Annotated in this window: 1 protein-coding gene; it reads left to right on the top strand. The window is 75.9% G+C overall.

The features are described from left to right. Nucleotides 1-40 precede the first annotated feature (40 nt). Nucleotides 41-964, top strand: a complete 924-nt coding sequence (locus E0D90_RS25780) for an ABC transporter ATP-binding protein (RefSeq protein ID WP_130800315.1) — start codon at nucleotides 41-43, stop codon at nucleotides 962-964. Nucleotides 965-1,022: the final 58 nt, after the last annotated feature.

Below are 1,022 nucleotides of genomic sequence, written 5' to 3' on the forward strand. Positions count from 1 at the left end.
CCGTCGGGCCGGCCCGTCCCGCGCCCGTAGACTCCGCGCCATGCGCAGCGAACCGGCCGTGGCGGTCACCGGCCTGGTGAAGCGGTACGGCTCCGCCACCGCCGTCGACGGCCTCGACCTCACCGCCCCCCGGGGCGCCGTCACCGCCGTGCTCGGCCCCAACGGCGCGGGCAAGACGACCACGATCGAGACCTGCGAGGGCTTCCGGACCGCCGACGCCGGCGAGGTCCGCGTCCTCGGCCTCGACCCCGCCCGCGACGGCGCCGCCCTCCGCCCCCGGATCGGGGTGATGCTCCAGAGCGGCGGCGTCTACCCCACCGTGCGCGCCATGGAGATGCTGCGGCACACCGCGCGCCTGCACGCCCACCCGCTGGACCCCGACGTCCTCGGCGAACGGCTCGGCCTCGGCTCGTGCGGCCGCACCCCCTACCGGCGGCTCTCCGGCGGGCAGCAGCAGCGGCTCGCCCTCGCGCTCGCGGTCGTCGGCCGCCCCGAGCTGGTCTTCCTCGACGAACCGACCGCCGGCCTCGACCCCCAGGCCCGGCACGCCGCCTGGGAACTGGTCCGGCAGCTGCGCGCCGACGGCGTCGGCGTCGTGCTGACCACCCACGCCATGGACGAGGCCGAGGAACTGGCCGACCACGTCGCCGTGGTGGACGGCGGCCGGGTCATCGCCGCCGGTACCCCCGCCGAACTCTGCGGCGACGGTGACGACAGCGTCCGTTTCACCGGCCGCCCCGGCCTGGATCTCGACTCGCTGCGCGCGAGCCTGCCGCCCGGCTGCCGCGCCGAGGAGTCCCCGGCCGGGCGCTACCGGGTGACGGGCGACTCCGGCCCCGGGATGCTGGCCGCCGTCACGGCCTGGTGCGCCGCCCATGACGTCCTCGCCGACCGCCTCACCACCCGGCGGCACAGCCTGGAGGACGTCTTCCTGGAACTCACCGGCAGGGAGCTGCGCCCGTGACCACCGCCGAACCTGTCTCTTATACAATCTCCGAGCCCACGAGACAAGAGGCAATCTC

Source organism: Streptomyces otsuchiensis (genome assembly GCF_004305975.1).
In the GTDB taxonomy this organism is placed as follows: Bacteria; Actinomycetota; Actinomycetes; order Streptomycetales; family Streptomycetaceae; genus Streptomyces; species Streptomyces otsuchiensis.

What these genes read in the sequence shown, in the direction of transcription:
- E0D90_RS25780 (WP_130800315.1), top strand. Translation starts at nt 41, where the DNA reads ATGCGCAGCGAACCGGCCGTGGCGGTCACCGGCCTGGTGAAGCGGTAC.